Raw genomic sequence first — 19862 nt, forward strand, 5'->3', positions numbered from 1 at the left:
GGGCTCCCCCTCGGAGGGGAGCCCCGCCGCCGTCGTACCCGCTCAGAACGGCCGCAGGGCCGGCTCCTTCCGCGCGCCGCCGAGCAGCCGCTCCAACGCCCCCTCCACGTCACCGCGCCAGGAGAGCGTGGTGCGCGCCTCCAGCCGCAGCCTCGGGTAGCGCGGGTGCGGCCGTACGGTCTTGAAGCCGACCGCGAGCAGGTGGTCGGCCGGCAGCACGCAGCTGGTGGGCACCCGGCCCGCCGCTCCGAAGGCCTCGATCGCCCGCACCCCGCGCCCCAGCAGGTCCTTGGCGACGGTCTGCACCAGCACCCGGCCCAGCCCCTGGTGCTGGTAGCCCGGCAGCACCCGGCTGACCATCAGCTGAACGGCGTCCGGCGCGACCGGGCTGGTCGGGAAGGACTGCGAGCGGGGGACGTAGGCGGGCGGCGCGTAGAGCACGAAGCCGGCCGGCTGGTCGTCCACGTAGACGATCCGACCGCAGGACCCCCACTCCAGCAGCACCGCGGAGATCCACCCCTCCTTCTCCAGCTCCGGCTTCCCGGACTCCACCGCCTCCTTCGCGCTGACCGGGTCCAGCTCCCAGAACACGCAGGAACGGCAGCCCGTCGGCAGGTCCGCGAGGTTGTCCAGCGTCAGCGGAACGATCCGGCGTCCCATGGCCCGCACCTCCTCCTCCCTCTCACGGTCGAGCATGCCCCCACGAATGCCGATGGGTGCATGTTTCACGTGAAACAGCGCTCACGTGGCACATGCACCCATCGGGTCGTCGCCCCCGGGCCGGCCGACCGGCTCAGCCCTGCGACAGCCGCAGACCGTCCTCGCCCGGGGCCATGCTGTCCAGGATCCGGTTCAGGTCCTCGACCGATCCGAACTCCAGCACCACCTTGCCCTTGCCCAGCTTCCCGCCGCGCTGCGACACCTCGACCTTGACCCGGGTGTCGAAGCGGTCCGACAGCCGGCTCGCCAGGTCGTTGAACGCCGGGGAGATGATCCTGCCCGCCTTCGGGGCCTGGCGCTTCTCCCCCTTCGGCTCCTCCGAGCGCATCAGGACGACGAGTTCCTCGACGTTGCGCACCGTGAGGCCCTCGGCGATGATCCGCGCGGCCAGCTTCTCCTGCGCCTCGGGATCCGTCAGCGGCAGCAGCGCCCGGGCGTGCCCGGCCGTCAGCGTGCCGGCCGCCAGCCGGCGCTGGACGGCCGCCGGGAGCCGCAGCAGCCGCAGGGTGTTGGAGACGTGCGGACGCGAGCGGCCGATCCGGTCGGCCAGCTCCTCGTGGGTGCAGGAGAAGTCCCGCATCAGCTGGTCGTAGGCGGCCGCCTCCTCCAGCGGGTTCAGCTCGGCCCGGTGCAGGTTCTCCAGGAGGGCGTCCAGCAGCAGCTTGTCGTCCTCGGTGGCCCGGACGATCGCCGGGATCCGCTCCAGCCCCGCCTCCCGGGAGGCCCGCCAGCGGCGCTCGCCCATGATCAGCTCGTAGCGCTCGGCGGCGACCTGGCGCACCACGATCGGCTGCAGCAGGCCGACCTCCTTGATGGAGGTCACCAGCTCGACCAGCTTGTCCTCGTCGAACACCTCGCGCGGCTGGCGCGGGTTGGGGGTGATCGCGTCCAGCGGCAGCTCGGCGAAGGAGGCACCGGGCACCGGCGCCGGCGTCGACTGCTCCGCCTGGCGCCCGACGGCCGCGCGGGCCGCCACCGTGGCGCGGCCGCCCGGCAGCACCGGCACCGAGGCCGGTGACGTCGTGCCGGTCGCCACCACCGAGGTCGGCGCGGACGTGGCGGCAGCGGGCTGCGCCGCCCCGCCGTCGGTCGGCACTGCGGGGCCGATCAGCGCCCCGAGCCCTCGTCCCAGACCCCTGCGACCACTCACTGATGACCCTCCGTCGTACCGTGCTGTGCCATCGGGGCGCCGTGCCCCGTACCGCTGCCGTCCCGCTGCTGACCGACCGACGAACCGCCGCCCTGGCCCACCGCGCGCAGCGCGAGCTCGCGGGCGGCCTCCAGGTACGAGAGCGCCCCGGTGGAACCCGGGTCGTAGGTCAGCACCGTCTGCCCGTAGCTGGGCGCCTCCGAGATGCGGACCGAACGCGGGATCGCCGTGCTCAGCACCTCGGCCTGGAAGTGGGTCCGGACCTCCTCGGCCACCTGGGCGGCCAGCCTGGTCCGGGCGTCGTACATGGTGAGCAGGATGGTCGAGACGTGCAGCGTGGGGTTGAGGTGCGCGCGCACCAGCTCGACGTTGCGCAGCAGCTGGCCGAGGCCCTCCAGCGCGTAGTACTCGCACTGGATCGGGATCAGCACCTCCTGACCGGCCACCAGGGCGTTGACCGTCAGCAGGCCCAGCGAGGGCGGACAGTCGATCAGGATGTAGTCCAGCGGCTGCTCGTAGGCGGCGATGGCGCGCTGCAGCCGGCTCTCCCGGGCCACCAGCGAGACCAGCTCGATCTCGGCGCCGGCCAGGTCGATGGTGGCGGGGACGCAGAAGAGCCCCTCGACGTCCACCACCGGCTGGACCACGTCGGCCAGCGGCTTGCCCTCGACCAGGACGTCGTAGATGGACGGCACCTCGGCGTGGTGGTCGATGCCGAGGGCGGTGGAGGCGTTGCCCTGGGGGTCCAGGTCGACCACCAGGACGCGCAGTCCGTGCATGGCCAGCGAGGCGGCCATGTTCACGGTGGTGGTGGTCTTGCCCACCCCGCCCTTCTGGTTGGCGACCACGATCACCCGGGTGGCGGCGGGCCGCGGTAGCCCCTCCCCCGCCCGGCCGATCGCCTGAACCGCAGCCTGGGCAGCCCGTGCGATGGGCGTGTCATCGATCTGGTCGATGGTCTCCGAGTCCTGCATGGGGCTCAGTGTTTCACGTGAAACCGGAGCGGCAACAGTCGCAGCCCGGCCGCGGCTGAGGATTCCGGAGAGCAGAGAGCGACGTTTCACGTGAAACACCATGCCCGCTATGCCGGAAATCTGACGTTGCGACACTCCGGTGTCCCGCCGGAGGCCCACCCGTCACCTGAACGACGACGGGCGGACGGTTCCCCCTCGCAAGGGGAGCCGTCCGCCCGTCGTGGCGAACCGAGGACCTCAGCGGGTGCCGCGACGGCGCCCGCCCCGGGCGCGGTCACCGGTCTTGGCGCCGGCGTTACGACCGGCCCGGGCCGCCTTGGCCCGCTTGGTCGCGGCCTTCACGCCACCGGGGCTCTCCCCCGCCTTGACCTGGACCACCCGGGTGGAGGTCTCCAGGGTGCCCTCGCCGACCGAGATGACGGTCCACTCGACGGCGCCCAGCTTGGCCAGCCCGGCGCGCGAGTCGGCCAGCTCCTGCTCGGCGCTGTCCCCCTTGAGCGCCAGCATCTGCCCGTGCGGACGCAGCAGCGGCATGCCCCAGCCGGCCAGCCGGTCCAGCGGCGCCACGGCCCGGGCGGTCACCACGTCCACCGCGAGCTTGCCGATCATCTCCTCGGCGCGGCCGCGCAGGACCGTGACGTTCTCCAGCCCCAGCTCCCGGACGACCTCCTCCAGGAAGGTGGTCCGGCGCAGCAGCGGCTCCAGCAGGGTCACCGAGACGTCCGCCCGGGCCAGCGCCACCGGGATGCCCGGCAGACCGGCGCCGGAGCCGACGTCGCACAGGGTGGAGCCGGCGGGCAGCAGCTCGGCCAGCACCGCGCAGTTGAGGACGTGCCGGTCCCACAACCGGGGCACCTCGCGGGGCCCGATCAGCCCGCGCCGGACGCCGGCCGTGGCCAGCAGCTCGGTGTAGCGGACGGCGGCGTCGAAGCGGTCGCCGAAGACCTCCCGGGCGGCGGCCGGCGCCTCGGCCAACACGTCCAGCTCGGGCAGCTCGGCCCGCTCCTCCGCGTCAGGGTTCACGTCCGCCCCCGGACGGCCGGTGGCCGCGTTCTCCGTGTCCATCTCGACCTCTCCGATCTCCGGATCCACCGACCCGCTCAACGCACTGTTTCACGTGAAACATCCCAGAAGGAAACAACGACCCCGCCCGCACGAGGCGGACGGGGTCGCGTTCGGCAAGACTCACCGGTCACCGCGGTGACCGGTCATCGTTCCGACGGCCTCAGGCCGGCAGCACGACCACGCACCGCTGGGGCTCCTCGCCCTCCGACTCGCTGCGCAGACCGGCGGCCGCGACCGCGTCGTGGACGACCTTGCGCTCGAACGGCGTCATCGGCCGCAGCTTGACCTGCTCGCCGCTGCTCTTCGCCTGCTCCGCGGCCTCGGCACCGAGGGCGGCCAGCTCCTCGCGCTTGCGGGCGCGGAAGCCGGCGATGTCCAGCATGAGACGGCTGCGCTCGCCGGTCTCCCGGTGGACGGCCAACCGGGTCAGCTCCTGCAGGGCCTCCAGCACCTCGCCGTCCTGGCCGACCAGGCGCTGCAGCGCGCGGTCGTTGCCGTCGCTGACGATGGACACCAGGGCACGGTCACCCTCGACGTCCATGTCGATGTCACCGTCGAGGTCCGCGATGTCGAGCAGACCCTCCAGGTAGTCCGCCGCGATGTCGCCCTCCTGCTCCAGGCGGGTGATGACGCTCTCGTCGGTGCTGGCGACGTCCTCGGCCTCGACGGCGGAGGTGGTGCCTTCCGTCACTGATGGACTCCTTCGGAGATGGGCCCGGCTGGCGGGCGGGGAACGAAGCTCTTCGCAGAAGTCGGTCAGGACTTCTTCTTCGGCCGCTGGCCGCCGCGCTTGGGCTGCTGCCGGGTGCCCTGCTTGGTGCCGCCGGGCTTGGCCGCGGTCTGCTTGGCAGCCGTCGTCTTGGCGGCGGAGTCCGCCGGGACGGCGTCCTCGGCGGGCTGCTCGACCTGGGTGTCCTCGCTCGACTCGACCGCCTGGCCGGCGCCCTGCTGGCGCTGGGCCTTGCTCTGGCGCCGGGGCTGCTGGCGGCTCGCCCGGACCGACTCCTCGACCACGGCGGCGGCGGAGGCCGCCTCGGCGATGGCCGCCTTGGAGGGGGGCAGCATGCCCCAGAGCGCGCCCTTGATCTCCGTACCGTCCGAGCGCAGTCGGCCGGCCTTCTTCAGCCGCGCCTGGCGCTCCGAGAAGGCCTGGCTGCCCGGGGTCGGGTTGTTGTGGATGACGACCAGCTGCTGGCCCATCGACCAGACGTTGGTGGTCAGCCAGTAGACCAGGACACCGACCGGGAAGTTGATGCCCATCACGGCGAACATGACCGGGAAGACGTACATCAGCATCTTCTGCTGCTGCATGAACGGCGTCTTGACCGTGAGGTCGACGTTCTTGGTCATCAGCTGGCGCTGGGTGACGAACTGCGACAGCGACATCATCACGATCATCACTGCGGTGACGATCTTGACGCTGGTCTCCGGGCTGCCGAGGAAGGTCGCGGACAGCGGGGCACCGAAGATGTGCGCCTTGCCGGCGCTCACCAGCAGGGAGCCGTGGATGACGCCGATGTCGTGGCCCTTGGCGACGTTGGACAGCACGCCGTAGAGGGCGGTGAAGAACGGGGCCTGAACGATGATGGGAAGGCAGCTGGAGAACGGGTTGGTACCCGCATCCTTGTACAGCTTCATCATCTCTTCGGACTGGCGCTGCCGGTCGTTCTTGTAGCGCTCCTGGATGGCCTTCATCTTCGGCTGGATCGCCTGCATGGCCCGGGTCGCCTTGATCTGCTTCACGAAGAGCGGGATCAGGCAGATCCGGATGACGACCACCATCGAGGCGATGGCCAGACCCCAGGCCCAGCCACCGTCCGGGTCGAAGACGTTGCTGTACAGCGAGTGGAACTGGACGATGATCCAGGACACCGCTGTGTAGAGGGGACTCAGAAAACCGAAGGTCACCGGTCAGACTCCTTGGGCATCGGGCTTCGCCACCGGCTCCGGCTCGGCGGTCCCGCTCTTGGGGCTCAGCAGATCACGCAGCCGGCGGTGCCACACCGGGTGCTTGCGGGGCGGTACGTGGTCCACCCCGCCAGGTGACCAGGGATTGCAACGGAGGATGCGCCACACGGTCAGTCCGCCGCCCTTGACCGCCCCGTGCACCTTCACGGCTTCGAAGCCGTAGTGCGAGCACGAGGGGTAGTAGCGGCAGACCGGACCGAGCAGTGGGCTGATCGTCCACTGGTAGACCCTGATCAGTCCCATCAGCAGGTACTTCATCGCCCTGCTCCCGTCGGCGCCGTGGCGGCGGGCTCGACCCTCAGCAACCGCTTGAGCGCCGCGTCCAGGTCGCGTTCCAGCTCCTGGTACGAGGCGGTCGCGGCCTGGGGCAGCGCACGCACCACTATCAGGCTACCGGCGGGCAGCCTGGACAGACGATCACGAACGAGATGGCGCAACCGGCGCTTCACCAGGTTGCGGACGACCGCCGGGCCAACGGCCTTGCTCACGACGAAACCCGCACGCGCCGAAGGAGTCCCCTCGGCGACGTGCGGGCGGATGTCGCTGGTCCGGTCGGTCTGCCCCTGCGGGTCGCCTTCTCTGCTGAGATGGACGACCAGAAGGGGCCGACCGGCCCGGCGACCGCGTTTCACCGCGGTCGCGAAGTCCTGGCGCCGCCGCAGCCGATTCTCGGAGGGCAGCACAAGAGACTCTGGGTGCGGATCAGGCGGACAGGCTGGCGCGGCCCTTGCCACGGCGGGCAGCCAGGATGGCGCGGCCGGCGCGGGTACGCATACGCAGCCGGAAGCCGTGGGTCTTCGCGCGACGACGGTTGTTCGGCTGGAAGGTGCGCTTGCTCACTCGGGGGCTCCTGAGGTGAATCGTAGGATGACGGGGAGTCGCTTGGCCGTCACCGTGCGTCCGCGTGATCTCCCTGGAATTCGGAAATCCGGCCCATCGCCCCAGTTCGGCTGGGGTCTGAGGCAATCCACGGCGCCCGTGCTGCGCGCCTTATGGAGCGGGTGGACCCGCGGACATGCGGCAGCGGCCATCGACAACTCGACCTGGTTACGGTACGCGGGACGGGGCACGAGGGTCAAACCAGCCGTCCGGAGGCCGTTTACCCACAGGCTGTGGACAACGACTTGATCCGTCCCTGTTCGCTGACTACCGTTGCAGGACTTGTCTGGTTTTGTTCTTGGAAAGCGTGCACCAGTGGCTGATGTCAACAGCGACCTCGTCCCGGTCTGGGCGAGGGTCGTCGAGCGGCTGGTCAGCGACCCCGATGTCGGGGAGATGGACAAACAGTGGGTGCAGCGCACCCAGCCCATGTGGATGATGCACGACACCGCCCTGCTGGCGACCCCGAACGAGCGGGCCAAGCAGGTGCTGGAGGGCCGGCTGCTGCCCCAGCTGACCGACGCGCTCAGCCGCGAGCTCAGCCGACCCGTCCGGATCGCCGTGATGGTCGACGCCAACGCGGTGCCCACCACCCCCGCACCGGCCGCCCAGGCCCCCGTCGAGCCCTACCCGGGCCCGGCCGAGGAGGACTCCGGCTACGGCGACCAGAACTACCAGCAGCCGTACGAGCAGGACTACGAGCGCCCCCGCTACGACACCGGCGGCTACGAGCAGCGCCCCGCGCCCTACGGCGGCGGCCAGCCCGCCCAGCCGTGGCCCGGCTACCAGGAGCCGCAGGCGCCGTACCACGAGCCCGAGGAGCCCTCGGCCCGCCCCGCGCCGCGGCACCTCCCCGGTCCGCCCTCCACGACCCAGGGCGACCTCTTCGGCGGCGCGTACGGCCCCGGCCCCGGCGAGCAGCCCCGCACCGGCGCCGGGCGCCGCGGACACGGCTCCCGGCCCTCCGGCGGACGCCCGGCCGAGAAGTCGGGCGCGGAGCCGCCGACCGAGCGCCCCGCCGTCCCCGGGGTGCCCGCCCCGCCCGGCGCTCCCCCGGCCGGCGGCTCCCGCAAGGACGAGCCGGCCGCCCGGCTGAACCCCAAGTACCTGTTCGACACCTTCGTCATCGGCGCCAGCAACCGCTTCGCGCACGCCGCGGCGGTGGCCGTCGCCGAGGCCCCGGCCAAGGCGTACAACCCGCTCTTCATCTACGGCGAGTCCGGGCTGGGCAAGACCCACCTGCTGCACGCCATCGGGCACTACTCGCGCAGCCTCTTCCCGGGCACCCGGGTGCGCTACGTGTCCTCGGAGGAGTTCACCAACGAGTTCATCAACTCGATCCGGGACGGCAAGGCGGACACCTTCCGCCGCCGCTACCGGGACATGGACATCCTGCTGGTGGACGACATCCAGTTCCTGGCGAGCAAGGAGTCCACCCAGGAGGAGTTCTTCCACACCTTCAACACCCTCCACAACGCGAACAAGCAGATCGTGCTGTCCTCGGACCGGCCGCCCAAACTGCTGACCACGCTGGAGGACCGGCTGCGCAACCGCTTCGAGTGGGGCCTGATCACCGACGTCACCCCGCCGGAGCTGGAGACCAGGATCGCGATCCTGCGCAAGAAGGCGATCCAGGAACAACTCAACGCCCCTGCCGACGTGTTGGAGTTCATCGCGTCCCGGATCACCCGCAACATCCGGGAGTTGGAGGGCGCGCTGATCCGGGTGACCGCCTTCGCCAACCTCAACCGGGCACCGGTGGACCTGGAGTTGGCGGGGATCGTCCTCAAGGACCTGATCCCCGGCGGGGACGAGGACGCCGGCCCGGAGATCACCGCGCAGGTCATCATGCAGCAGACCGCCGCCTACTTCGGCCTCGGTGTGGACGACCTCTGCGGCTCCTCGCGCAGCCGGGTGCTGGTGACGGCCCGGCAGATCGCCATGTACCTCTGCCGGGAGCTCACCGATCTCTCGCTGCCGAAGATCGGCGCCCAGTTCGGCGGCCGCGACCACACCACGGTGATGCACGCGGACCGGAAGATCCGCTCGCTGATGGCCGAGCGGCGCTCCATCTACAACCAGGTCACCGAACTGACCAACCGCATCAAGAGCTAGCCGTCCCCCGCGAGTTGGGGGCGGACACCGGAGTACCCCGGAAGGGCGTCAGGAGCGATCCTGGCGCCCTTCCGCCGTTTCCACAGGTGTGTACCGGGCCGCCGCCGGGCAGGTATCCGCACGACGGACGTCCCGCCGGTCCGCAGCCCGCGCCGAACAACTGACCGGTGATTCGAAAACCGGGGGCGCGCAGGGCAGTTGTCCACAGGCCGGACCCCTTCCGCGCGGTCCACAGGCCCGGGAGCCCGGAGTTATCCAGAATTCGTCCACAGGCCCGGCGCCGCTACGCTCTTCCGCGCAGGTCAGGTGCCTGTGGACTTGTGCACAACCGTTGTCCACAGGGTGTGGACAATTGACGGGCCACCAGTGGGCCGTCCGGGTTATCCACCGGTTGTCCCCAGGGAGCGGGCGGTTATCCCCAGGTTGTCCACAACGGGGTCCACAGTTCGACAACCTTGGGCAGCTGTTCATACCCTGGTGTGAAAGGCGTCACGTAAAGTTGACCGGGGCCCGTGGATAACCGGGCCCGGATCTGGGGACAGTCCTGGGGATAACCTGTGGATACCCTGCGTGCCCTGTGGGTAACGCTCGGCTGTCCACAGCGCGGCCTGCCCGTCCACAGCCGCCGTCCACACCCGCTGTGGACAAAATCCGGGCGCTGACCTGCGGAAACAGGGTTATCCACGGTTTCCACAGGCCCTACTACTACCGCTACACAGTTAGACCGTGAACCTGCTTTCAAAGTGGGTGGTCCCGAAATCTGTGGACAACCGCGCCCCGACATCTGTTCGGCCTCGCTTCCGCCCGTCTGCCCCGTCTGTCGGCGGAGTACGTCAGACTGTCCTCTGCGACTGGAAGCGGAGTGGTAGAGCTCGGCGGACAGGCGGACCGACGATCAAGATCAGACGAACCAGAGTGCGAGCGGGAGCGCTCGATCCAGGAGGCGGTTACCGGTGAAGTTCCGGGTGGAGCGTGACGTCCTCGCGGAGGCGGTGGCCTGGGCTGCCCGCAGCCTCCCGGCACGGCCGCCGGTGCCGGTGCTGGCCGGCCTGCTGCTGACCGCGCAGGAGGGCAGCCTGGCGCTGTCCGGCTTCGACTACGAGGTCTCGGCCCGGGTCGAGCTCGAGGCGGACGTCGAGGAGGCCGGCACCGTCCTGGTCTCCGGTCGCCTGCTCAACGACATCTCGCGCAACCTTCCCAACAGGCCTGTGGAGATCTCCACCGACGGCCAGCGGGTCAGCGTGGTCTGCGGCAGCTCCCGCTTCACCCTCCCCACCCTCCCGGTGGACGAGTACCCGGCGCTGCCCCAGATGCCGACCGCCACCGGCACCGTCTCCGGGGACGTCTTCGCCTCCGCGGTCAGCCAGGCCGCCGTCGCGGCCGGCCGGGACGACACCCTGCCCGTGCTCACCGGCGTCCGGGTCGAGATCGAGGGCGACCGGATCACCCTGGCCGCCACCGACCGCTACCGCTTCGCCGTCCGCGACCTGCTGTGGAAGCCCGAGCAGTCGGACATCTCCGCGGTCGCCCTGGTCCCCGCCAAGACCCTCCAGGACATCGCCAAGTCCCTGGGCAGCGGCGACACGGTCTCCATCGCGCTCTCCTCGGGCGGCGCGGGCGAGGGCCTGATCGGCTTCGAGGGCGCCGGCCGCCGCACCACCACCCGGCTGCTGGAGGGCGAGTTCCCCAAGTTCCGCAGCCTCTTCCCGACCGAGTTCAGCGCGGTCGCCGCGATCCAGACCCAGCCCTTCCTGGAGGCGCTCAAGCGCGTCTCCCTGGTCGCCGAGCGCAACACCCCGGTCCGGCTCAACTTCGAGCAGGGCGTGCTGACCCTGGAGGCCGGCTCGGGCGACGACGCCCAGGCCACCGAGCGGATCGAGGCCGACCTGGAGGGCGACGACATCTCGATCGCCTTCAACCCGGGCTACCTGGAGGAGGGCCTCAAGGCCATCGACTCCCCGTTCGCCCAGCTGAGCTTCACCACCCCGACCAAGCCGGCCCTGCTCAGCGGCAAGGTCTCGGTGGACGCCGAGGAGGACAAGGCCTACCAGTACCTGATCATGCCGGTCCGCCTCTCCGGCTGACGACCGCTTCCGGCTGACGACGGCTCCGGCCGACCCCGGCCGGTCCGGTCACCCACAGGCTGTGCACACCCGTTGTGCACAGCCTGTGGACGTCCCGACCCCGTCGACCCGGTCGGCCCGACCGCGCGGAGTCCGGATGCCCCGGAAGCGTAGGCTCGGGGATGCGGCAACGGCGCCGCCGCCAGGCACGTCCCCACAGTAAGGATTTGGTCATGGAGCTCGGCCTCATCGGTCTCGGCAAGATGGGCGGCAACATGCGCGAGCGGATCCGCCGCGCCGGCCACACCGTCATCGGATACGACCGCAACCCGGAGATCTCCGACGTCGAGACCCTGCAGGAGCTCGTCTCCAAGCTCCAGGGCCCGCGCGTGGTCTGGGTGATGGTTCCGGCCGGTGCCGCGACCCAGGCGACCGTCGACGAGCTCGCCGAGCTGCTCTCCCCCGGCGACGTCGTGGTGGACGGCGGCAACTCCCGCTGGACCGACGACATCAAGCACGCCGAGGCGCTGGCGGCCAAGGGCATCGGCTTCGTCGACTGCGGCGTCTCCGGTGGCGTCTGGGGCCTGGAGAACGGCTACGCGCTGATGTACGGCGGCGACGCCGAGCACGTCGCCCTGGTCCAGCCGGTCTTCGACGCGCTCAAGCCCGAGGGCGACTTCGGCTCGGTGCACGCGGGCGCGGTCGGCGCCGGCCACTTCGCCAAGATGGTCCACAACGGCATCGAGTACGCGATGATGCAGGCCTTCGCCGAGGGCTGGGAGCTGCTGGAGGCCGCCCCCGAGGTCACCGACGTGCGCGAGGTCTTCCGCAGCTGGCAGGAGGGCACGGTCATCCGCTCCTGGCTGCTGGACCTGGCCGTCCGCGCCCTGGACAGCGACGAGCACCTGGACAAGCTGCGCGGCTGGGCCGCCGACTCCGGCGAGGGCCGCTGGACCGTCGAGGCCGCGATCGACCACGCCGTTCCGCTGCCGGCGATCACCGCCTCGCTGTTCGCCCGCTTCGCCTCGCGCCAGGACGACTCGCCGCAGATGAAGATGATCGCCGCGCTGCGCAACCAGTTCGGCGGCCACGCGGTCGAGTCCAAGTAACCGAGAACCGGTCGGGGCCCCGGGGGCCGTTCCCCGGGTAGCCCCACACACAGAAGGCGGGCGCAGTCCACAGCCATGCACGTCGCGCACCTGTCGCTCGCCGACTTCCGGTCGTACGCCCGGGTCGAGGTTCCCCTCGACCCGGGCGTGACGGCCTTCGTCGGGCCCAACGGCCAGGGCAAGACCAACCTGGTCGAGGCGATCGGCTACGTCGCCACCCTGGGCAGCCACCGGGTGGCCACGGACGCCCCGCTGATCCGGCTGGGCGCCGAGCGGGCGGTCGTCCGCACCTCGGTGGTGGACCGCGGCCGCTCCACCCTGATCGAGCTGGAGCTCACGCCGGGCAAGGCCAACCGGGCCCGGATCAACCGCTCCGACAACGTCCGCCCGCGCGACGTGCTGGGCCTGTTGCGCACCGTGCTGTTCGCCCCCGAGGACCTCAGCCTGGTCAAGGGCGATCCGGGTGAGCGCCGGCGCTTCCTGGACGAGCTGCTGACCGCCCGGGCGCCCCGGCTGGCCGGGGTCCGGCAGGACTACGAGCGGGTGCTCAAGCAGCGCAACGCCCTGTTGAAGACCGCCGCGATGGCCCGCCGGGCCGGCGGCGGCAAGGGCGCCGACCTGTCCACCCTGGAGGTCTGGGACGGCCACCTGGCCCGCGCCGGGGCCGAGCTGACGGCCTTCCGGATCCAGCTGGTGGCCGCCCTGCAACCACTGGTGACGGGGGCGTACGGCCGGGTGGCCCCGGGTGGCGGGGAGACCGTCCTGGAGTACCGCAGCTCCTTCGAGGGCGAGCTGCCGAGCAGTCGGGAGCAGGCCGAGGAGCAGCTGCTGGCGGCGTTGCAGGCGGTCCGCAAGCAGGAGGTCGAGCGGGGGATCACCCTGGTCGGCCCGCACCGGGACGAGCTGGTGCTCAAGCTGGGCCCGCTGCCGGCCAAGGGCTACGCCAGCCACGGCGAGTCCTGGTCGTTCGCGCTGGCGCTCCGGCTGGCCTCGTACGAGTTGCTGCGCGCCGACGGCGGCGAGCCGGTGCTGGTCCTGGACGACGTGTTCGCCGAGCTGGACGCCGCCCGCCGGGACCGGCTGGCCGAGCTGGTGGCCGACGGCGAGCAGGTGCTGGTGACCGCGGCGGTGGCCGAGGACGTGCCGAAGGCGCTGGCCGGCGCCCGTTTCGCGGTCTCCGACGGCGCCGTGCGCCGGGTCGACGCCTGAGCCCCCGAGCCGTAACGACCCGAGCCGTAACGACCCGGTCCGACCGGATCCGTCGCGACCTGACCTGCCCCGTACCGAAGCTTTGCCGTCGGCACCCGCACCGCGGTGGGTGCCGACGTCCGGCGTGCGTGCGCTCCCGTAGGCTGGACGGCTCATCGGGTTGTCCACAGGCTGGGGAAAGGAGATCGCCGTGAGCGATTCGGCGGAGACCTCCCTCGGCCCCGGCGCCGCCGGGCCCACCGGTGCCGACCTCGCCCGCTCCGCGCTGAGGGCGGCCCGGGCCCAGGCCCGCCAGCGCGGTGAGCAGGTCCAGCAGAAGCGCGAGGCGAAGCGGCACGGGCTGCGCAGCGGCGCCCGCTCGGACGGCCGCGACCCGGTGCCGCTGGGGGCGGCACTGAACCGGCTGCTGACCGAGCGCGGCTGGGAGTCCTCCGCCGCGGTCGGCGGGGTGATGGGCCGTTGGCCGCAGATCGTCGGCCCGGACATCGCCGCGCACTGCCACCCCTCTTCCTACGACGAGGCCGCCGCGGTGCTCACCGTGCAGTGCGACTCCACCGCGTGGGCGACCCAACTGCGCTGGCTGGCACGCCAGTTGGTGGCCCGTCTGAACCACGAACTGGGCCACGGCACGGTCCGCACCATCAAGGTGCTCGGCCCGGCCGCGCCGGCCCGCGGCTACGGCCGGCTGCGCGCGCCGGGGAGCAAGGGCCCGGGCGACACCTGGGGCTGAGCCCGGCCGGCGGGGATCGCCCCCGGCCGGGATCGGACCACGATCTTCCGGAACCCCTGACGGCCCTTCCAGGCGCCTCCGGCCCCCCGGTCGAGTATCGGGACACGTCCAGAGGGGATTCAGGGCGGCATATCTGCCTTCAAGGGCTGCCAAACGCCCATCTATGTCAGTCGTACCGGTAGACTGAGAGCCAAACACTGTTGCTAGTGGCAACCGAGTCGAAACGCCGTGGTCGCACGCCCGCCCGCACGGGGCTGGAATGCGGCCCGCGCTGTGCCAGAGAGGGCGCTTCGTGGCCGATTCCGGCAACCCCAGCCAGACCCCAGACCAGAACGACCAGGCTTCCTACACCGGTAGCAACATCCAGGTGCTGGAAGGCCTCGACGCCGTCCGCAAGCGCCCCGGCATGTACATCGGTTCCACCGGTGAGCGTGGCCTGCACCACCTGGTGCAGGAGGTCGTGGACAACTCCGTCGACGAGGCGATGGCGGGGTACGCCGACACCATCGACGTCACGATCATGCCCGACGGCGCCATCCGCTGCGTCGACAACGGCCGAGGCATCCCGGTGGACATCGTCCCCGGCCAGGACAAGCCGGCCGTCGAGGTCGTGCTCACCGTCCTGCACGCGGGCGGCAAGTTCGGCGGCGGCGGCTACGCCGTCTCCGGCGGTCTGCACGGTGTCGGCGTCTCGGTGGTGAACGCGCTGTCCACCCGGCTCTCGGTGGAGATCCACAAGGACGGCCACATCTGGACCCAGGACTACAAGATGGGCGCGCCGACCGCCCCCCTGGTCAAGGGTGCCGAGACCGACCGCACCGGCACCACGGTGACCTTCTGGGCCGACCCGGACATCTTCGAGACCACCGTCTACTCCTTCGAGACGCTGTCGCGGCGCTTCCAGGAGATGGCCTTCCTCAACAAGGGCCTGTCGATCTCGCTGACCGACGAGCGCCCCGAGCACGTGGACGAGGAGGGCAAGCCGCTCTCCGTCACGTACAAGTACGACGGCGGCATCGCCGACTTCGTCGCCCACCTCAACTCCCGCAAGGGCGAGGTCATCCACCCCTCGGTGATCGACTTCGAGGCGGAGGACAAGGACAAGGCGATCTCGGTGGAGATCGCGATGCAGTGGAACTCCTCCTACACCGAGGGGGTCTACAGCTTCGCCAACACCATCCACACCCACGGCGGCGGCACCCACGAGGAGGGCTTCCGCGCCGCGCTGACCGGCCTGGTCAACCGCTACGCGCGGGACAAGAAGCTGCTCCGCGAGAAGGACGACAACCTCTCCGGCGAGGACATCCGCGAGGGCCTGACCGCGATCATCTCGGTCAAGCTCGGCGAGCCGCAGTTCGAGGGCCAGACCAAGGACAAGCTCGGCAACACCGAGGCGAAGACCTTCGTCCAGAAGGTCGTCCACGAGCAGCTCAACGACTGGCTGGACCGCAACCCCACCGAGGCTTCGGACATCATCCGCAAGTCCATCCAGGCCGCCACCGCGCGCGTCGCCGCCCGCAAGGCCCGCGACCTGACCCGCCGCAAGGGCCTGCTGGAGTCCGCCTCGCTGCCGGGCAAGCTCTCGGACTGCCAGTCCAAGGACCCCTCCGAGTGCGAGATCTTCATCGTCGAGGGTGACTCCGCCGGCGGCTCGGCCAAGCAGGGCCGTGACCCGCGCACCCAGGCCATCCTGCCGATCCGCGGCAAGATCCTGAACGTGGAGAAGGCCCGGATCGACAAGGTGCTGCAGAACACCGAGGTCCAGGCACTGATCTCGGCCTTCGGCTGCGGCATCCAGGAGGACTACGACGAGTCCAAGCTGCGGTACCACAAGATCGTCCTGATGGCCGACGCCGACGTCGACGGACAGCACATCCGCACCCTGCTGCTCACCCTGCTGTTCCGCTTCATGCGGCCGCTGGTCGAGTCCGGGTACGTCTACCTCGCCATGCCCCCGCTGTACAAGATCAAGTGGGGCAAGGACGACTTCGAGTACGCCTACTCCGACCGCGAGCGCGACGCCGTGATCGCGGCGGGCGTCGAGGCCGGCCGCCGACTGCCCAAGGACGACGCGATCCAGCGCTTCAAGGGTCTCGGCGAGATGAACGCCGAGGAGCTCCGGGTCACCACCATGGACGCCGAGCACCGCCTGCTGCTGCAGGTCACCCTGGAGGACGCCGCCCGTGCCGACGAGCTGTTCTCCGTGCTGATGGGCGAGGACGTCGAGGCGCGCCGCTCCTTCATCCAGCGCAACGCCAAGGACGTCCGCTTCCTGGACGTGTGACGCCTGCGAACCAGGCCCCGCACGTACCAGTCCGCGTGAAAGGAAACTGACCACCAGTGGTCGACGACAACCGTCCCGAAGGCGACCAGCCCGAGACTCCCGAGACCCCCGCAGCCGAGGCCGCCACCCAGGTGACCATGCGGATCGAGCCGGTCGAGCTCGAGACCGAGATGCAGCGCTCGTACCTCGACTACGCGATGAGCGTGATCGTCAGCCGGGCGCTCCCCGAGGTCCGCGACGGCCTCAAGCCGGTGCACCGCCGCGTGCTCTACGCGATGTACGACGGCGGGTACCGGCCCGAGAAGGGCTACTACAAGTGCGCCCGCGTCGTCGGCGACGTGATGGGCAACTACCACCCGCACGGTGACACCTCGATCTACGACACCGTGGTCCGCCTGGCCCAGCCGTGGTCGATGCGGATGCCGCTGGTGGACGGCAACGGCAACTTCGGCTCCCCGGGCAACGACCCGGCCGCGGCCATGCGCTACACCGAGTGCAAGATGATGCCGCTGGCCATGGAGATGATGCGCGACATCGACGAGGAGACCGTCGACTTCGCGGCCAACTACGACGGCCGCTCCCAGGAGCCGACCGTCCTGCCCGCGCGCATCCCCAACCTGCTGGTCAACGGCTCCACCGGCATCGCGGTCGGCATGGCCACCAACATCCCGCCGCACAACCTCCGCGAGGTCGCCTCCGGCGCGCTCTGGTACCTGGAGAACCCCGAGGCCTCCTCCGAGGAGCTGCTGGAGGCCCTGATCGAGCGGATCAAGGGCCCCGACTTCCCGACCGGCGCGCTGATCGTCGGCCGCCGCGGGATCGACGACTACTACCGCACCGGCCGCGGCTCGGTCACCATGCGCGCCGTGGTCGAGGTCGAGGAGATCCAGGGCCGCCAGTGCCTGGTGATCACCGAGCTGCCGTTCCAGGTCAACCCGGACAACCTCGCCCTCAAGATCGCCGACCTGGTCAAGGACGGCAAGATCGCCGGCATCGCCGACGTCCGGGACGAGTCCTCGTCCCGCACCGGCCAGCGCCTGGTGGTCGTGCTCAAGCGCGACGCGGTCGCCAAGGTCGTGCTCAACAACCTGTACAAGCACACCGAGCTGCAGACCAACTTCGGCGCCAACATGCTGGCCCTGGTCGACGGCGTGCCGCGCACGCTGTCGCTCGACGCCTTCATCCGGCACTGGGTCAACCACCAGGTCGAGGTCATCGTCCGGCGCACCAGGTTCCGCCTGCGCAAGGCCGAGGAGCGCGCCCACATCCTGCGCGCGCTGCTCAAGGCCCTGGACCTGATCGACGAGGTCATCGCGCTGATCCGGGCCTCGGCCAGCGCCGACGCCGCCCGCACCGGCCTGATGGGCCTGCTGGACATCGACGAGCTCCAGGCCAACGCGATCCTGGAGATGCAGCTGCGCCGGTTGGCCGCCCTGGAGCGCCAGCGGATCATGGACGAGCACGACGAGCTGCAGCGCAAGATCGACGAGTACAACGCCATCCTGGCCTCGCCGACCCGCCAGCGCGAGATCATCTCCGAGGAGCTCGGCGCGATCGTCGAGAAGTACGGCGACGAGCGCCGCTCGACCCTGATCCCCTCGGACGGCGACCTCTCCATCGAGGACCTCATCGCCGAGGAGGACATCGTCGTCACGATCACCCGTGGCGGCTACGTCAAGCGGACCCGCTCCGACCTCTACCGCTCGCAGAAGCGCGGCGGCAAGGGCGTGCGCGGTGCCCAGCTCAAGCAGGACGACATCGTCGACCACTTCTTCGTGACGACGACCCACAACTGGATCCTGTTCTTCACCAACAAGGGCCGGGTCTACCGCGCCAAGGGCTACGAGCTGCCGGACGCCGGCCGCGACGCCCGCGGCCAGCACGTGGCCAACCTGCTGGCCTTCCAGCCGGGGGAGCACATCGCCCAGGTGATGGCCGTCCGCACCTACGAGGACAAGCCGTACCTGGTCCTGGCCACCCGGGCCGGCCTGGTGAAGAAGTCCCCGCTCAAGGACTACGACTCCCCGCGCTCCGGCGGCCTGATCGCGATCAACCTGCGCCAGGACGACGAGGGCCGGGACGACGAGCTGATCGGCGCCGAGCTGGTCTCCTCCGAGGACGACCTGCTGCTGGTCTCCAAGAAGGCCCAGTCGATCCGCTTCACCGCCACCGACGACGCCCTGCGGCCCACCGGCCGCGCCACCTCCGGCGTCAAGGGCATGGCCTTCCGCGAGGACGACGAGCTGCTCTCGATGAACGTCGTCCGCCCGGGGACGTACGTCTTCACCGCCACGGACGGCGGCTACGCCAAGCGGACCGGTGTGGACGAGTACCGTGTCCAGGGACGCGGCGGCTACGGCACCAAGGCGGCGAAGATCGTCGAGGGCCGGGGCTCGCTGGTCGGCGCACTGGTGGTCGACGACACCGACGAGATCATGGCGATCACCCTCTCGGGCGGCGTGATCCGCACGAGGGTTTCCGAGGTTCGTGAAACCGGACGTGACACCATGGGCGTCCAACTGATCAACCTCGGAAAGCGCGACGCGGTGGTGGGCATGGCCCGCAACGCGGAGGCCGAGGACGAGGAGACGGCGGAGGACGAGGTCGCCGGCACCGAGTCCACCGAGACGACCGAAGGTGCGGGGACGGCGGTCGGCGGCGACGCCGAGGTCTGAACCGAACCGCAGACCGGTGCCGCCGCGTCCAGAAGAGTGGACGCGGCGTCACCGGACGCCGACCAGTTCCGGGCAATCCCGCCGGGCGCTGGATGACGAGTGACGGATCAGGGCGCCGCCCTGGTGGGAAGTGCGGGAGGACCAGGTGAGTGGAGCCACGGGTGCTGCGGGAGGACCCGCCGGCGGCCGTCCGGGCGCGCAGGGCGGGGGGTCGTACGGCGTTCCGGGGCAGCCGCCGACCGAGCACTCGGCCGCGTCCACCTCGCTGATGCCGCCGGTCGGCGGAGCGGGCCAGGCCGGACAGAGCGGCTTCTCGCAGCCGACGACGTACACCAAGGGGCAGCCGACCCCGGCCAGGGGCACCCGGACCGGCGGCAACACCCCGCCCGGAGGCACCCCGGTGCCCGGTGCGGCGCGTCGCCCCGCCGCCGCCCCGGCGACCGTCGGGGGCGGCCTCGGCCGGACCCGCAAGGCCCGGCTGCGGGTGACCAAGGTCGACCCGTGGTCGGTGATGAAGGTCAGCTTCCTGCTGTCGCTGGCCGTCGGCATCATCATCATCGTGGCCTCGGCCGTGCTGTGGATGACCCTGGACTCGCTCGGCGTCTTCGACTCGCTGACCAAGACCCTCAAGGACGTCACCGGCGGCGGCGCGGACAACGCCAGCAGCCAGCTGAACCTGATGGACTACATCGGCTTCGGCAAGGTCATGATGTTCACCACGCTGATCGCGGTGGTCGACGTGGTGCTGCTGACCGCGCTCTCCACGCTGTCGGCCTTCATCTACAACGCGGCGGCCGGATTCACCGGCGGCGTCGAGCTCACCCTGGCCGAAGAGGACTGATCCGGCCGGATCCTGACCCCTGGTCAATTCACCGTCCGCGGACGGAATGTACGGGCCCCGCAGGCTGTTGCAGCCTGCGG

At 70.7% G+C, this 19862-nt stretch carries 17 protein-coding genes; 8 read left to right on the top strand and 9 right to left on the bottom strand.

Going from position 1 to position 19862, the window contains the following annotated elements:
• Window positions 1-42 precede the first annotated feature (42 nt).
• From ACFXOZ_RS28350 to rpmH, 9 genes are all read right to left on the bottom strand, one after another.
• The gene (locus tag ACFXOZ_RS28350) at window positions 43-660 is read right to left on the bottom strand and encodes a GNAT family N-acetyltransferase (RefSeq protein WP_380525519.1); all 618 of its coding nucleotides are present in this window, start codon (window positions 658-660) and stop codon (window positions 43-45) included.
• Window positions 661-793: 133 nt separating this feature from the next.
• Window positions 794-1870 carry a ParB/RepB/Spo0J family partition protein gene (locus ACFXOZ_RS28355; RefSeq protein ID WP_380593197.1) on the bottom strand — a complete coding sequence of 359 codons (1077 nt, stop codon included), beginning with the start codon at window positions 1868-1870 and terminating at the stop codon, window positions 794-796.
• Window positions 1867-2844 carry a ParA family protein gene (locus ACFXOZ_RS28360; protein ID WP_360242813.1) on the bottom strand — a complete coding sequence of 326 codons (978 nt, stop codon included), beginning with the start codon at window positions 2842-2844 and terminating at the stop codon, window positions 1867-1869. The genes ACFXOZ_RS28355 and ACFXOZ_RS28360 overlap by 4 nt, the downstream gene beginning before the upstream one ends.
• A gap of 237 nt (window positions 2845-3081) precedes the next feature.
• Complete coding sequence (gene rsmG / locus ACFXOZ_RS28365; RefSeq protein WP_380593198.1) at window positions 3082-3909, bottom strand: 16S rRNA (guanine(527)-N(7))-methyltransferase RsmG; 828 nt, start codon at window positions 3907-3909, stop codon at window positions 3082-3084.
• A gap of 160 nt (window positions 3910-4069) precedes the next feature.
• Window positions 4070-4600 carry a protein jag gene (locus ACFXOZ_RS28370; protein WP_375891838.1) on the bottom strand — a complete coding sequence of 177 codons (531 nt, stop codon included), beginning with the start codon at window positions 4598-4600 and terminating at the stop codon, window positions 4070-4072.
• Window positions 4601-4665: 65 nt separating this feature from the next.
• Complete coding sequence (yidC, locus tag ACFXOZ_RS28375) at window positions 4666-5817, bottom strand: membrane protein insertase YidC (RefSeq protein ID WP_375891839.1); 1152 nt, start codon at window positions 5815-5817, stop codon at window positions 4666-4668.
• Between the two features lie 3 nt (window positions 5818-5820).
• The gene (gene yidD, locus ACFXOZ_RS28380) at window positions 5821-6135 is read right to left on the bottom strand and encodes a membrane protein insertion efficiency factor YidD (RefSeq protein WP_375891840.1); all 315 of its coding nucleotides are present in this window, start codon (window positions 6133-6135) and stop codon (window positions 5821-5823) included.
• Window positions 6132-6560: a ribonuclease P protein component gene (rnpA, locus tag ACFXOZ_RS28385; protein ID WP_375891842.1), complete on the bottom strand. Its 429-nt coding sequence runs from the start codon at window positions 6558-6560 to the stop codon at window positions 6132-6134. The genes yidD and rnpA overlap by 4 nt, the downstream gene beginning before the upstream one ends.
• 19 nt (window positions 6561-6579) lie before the next feature.
• The gene (rpmH, locus tag ACFXOZ_RS28390; RefSeq protein ID WP_030059672.1) at window positions 6580-6717 is read right to left on the bottom strand and encodes a 50S ribosomal protein L34; all 138 of its coding nucleotides are present in this window, start codon (window positions 6715-6717) and stop codon (window positions 6580-6582) included.
• Between the two features lie 354 nt (window positions 6718-7071).
• Here rpmH and dnaA point away from each other — a divergent pair, with 354 nt between their 5' ends.
• The 8 genes from dnaA to ACFXOZ_RS28430 all read left to right on the top strand — a co-directional run bounded on the left by dnaA (window position 7072) and on the right by ACFXOZ_RS28430 (window position 19782).
• Window positions 7072-8871 carry a chromosomal replication initiator protein DnaA gene (gene dnaA, locus ACFXOZ_RS28395; RefSeq protein ID WP_375891844.1) on the top strand — a complete coding sequence of 600 codons (1800 nt, stop codon included), beginning with the start codon at window positions 7072-7074 and terminating at the stop codon, window positions 8869-8871.
• A gap of 953 nt (window positions 8872-9824) precedes the next feature.
• Window positions 9825-10955, top strand: coding sequence for a DNA polymerase III subunit beta (gene dnaN / locus ACFXOZ_RS28400; protein ID WP_360242831.1), 1131 nt, complete (start codon window positions 9825-9827; stop codon window positions 10953-10955).
• Between the two features lie 212 nt (window positions 10956-11167).
• Window positions 11168-12043, top strand: a complete 876-nt coding sequence (gnd, locus tag ACFXOZ_RS28405; protein WP_375891846.1) for a phosphogluconate dehydrogenase (NAD(+)-dependent, decarboxylating) — start codon at window positions 11168-11170, stop codon at window positions 12041-12043.
• A gap of 75 nt (window positions 12044-12118) precedes the next feature.
• Window positions 12119-13252: a DNA replication/repair protein RecF gene (gene recF, locus ACFXOZ_RS28410; RefSeq protein WP_380593199.1), complete on the top strand. Its 1134-nt coding sequence runs from the start codon at window positions 12119-12121 to the stop codon at window positions 13250-13252.
• A gap of 190 nt (window positions 13253-13442) precedes the next feature.
• Window positions 13443-13982 (top strand): DUF721 domain-containing protein, encoded by a 540-nt coding sequence (locus ACFXOZ_RS28415; RefSeq protein WP_380593200.1) that lies wholly within the window; start codon window positions 13443-13445, stop codon window positions 13980-13982.
• Window positions 13983-14241: 259 nt separating this feature from the next.
• A complete protein-coding gene (gene gyrB / locus ACFXOZ_RS28420; RefSeq protein ID WP_375891851.1) occupies window positions 14242-16266 on the top strand; it encodes a DNA topoisomerase (ATP-hydrolyzing) subunit B in 2025 nt (674 codons plus the stop codon).
• 137 nt (window positions 16267-16403) lie between these two features.
• Window positions 16404-18941, top strand: a complete 2538-nt coding sequence (gene gyrA, locus ACFXOZ_RS28425) for a DNA gyrase subunit A (RefSeq protein ID WP_375891972.1) — start codon at window positions 16404-16406, stop codon at window positions 18939-18941.
• Between the two features lie 145 nt (window positions 18942-19086).
• Window positions 19087-19782 (top strand): DUF3566 domain-containing protein, encoded by a 696-nt coding sequence (locus ACFXOZ_RS28430; RefSeq protein WP_375891852.1) that lies wholly within the window; start codon window positions 19087-19089, stop codon window positions 19780-19782.
• The last annotated feature ends 80 nt before the right edge of the window (window positions 19783-19862 follow it).

It is taken from the genome of Kitasatospora sp. NPDC059160, from assembly GCF_042755465.1.
Taxonomy (GTDB): domain Bacteria; phylum Actinomycetota; class Actinomycetes; order Streptomycetales; family Streptomycetaceae; genus Kitasatospora.